The sequence below is a fragment of the Streptococcus suis genome, assembly GCF_002964045.1.
Taxonomy (GTDB): Bacteria; Bacillota; Bacilli; order Lactobacillales; family Streptococcaceae; genus Streptococcus; species Streptococcus suis_U.
This window is the reverse complement of the sequence record NZ_POPB01000529.1, coordinates 1-362: the sequence shown is the minus strand read 5'-3', so window position 1 is coordinate 362 and position 362 is coordinate 1. Positions and strand designations below refer to the sequence as shown.

Sequence of the window (362 nt, the reverse complement as noted above, 5' to 3'; positions counted from 1 at the left end):
GCCTTCTCCTTACTACAATTGGATTTTCTGTAGGAAAATATAAAATACTATCCGCTTCTACCAAAGGATGATTGAGAGAAAAAATATATGAACCGTAAGAAAAAATACCCTCTGATTTTATCATGATTTTTTCTGGTTGACTATCCGTCTCTGGTCCTATTTTATAAATTTGAAAATGATGATAATCCTTCTCTAACATGTAATCATTTTTCAATAAATGATAGTAGTTGGCTTTTGAACGCAAGATGTGTAATACTTCATTAAATTGTGGACGAGAGAGCTGTAAATCAGGAAATTTTTCCAAATATTCCTCTAATAGATAACTTTGTACTGCAGGTGTCTGTTGTTGAAAACTCATCACA

1 pseudogene is annotated in these 362 nt (G+C 31.8%); it reads right to left on the bottom strand.

Features of this window, described 5'->3' with window-relative positions:
- Positions 1-362: pseudogene (locus C1E99_RS12540) on the bottom strand (tRNA(Ile)-lysidine synthetase); the annotation flags it as partial.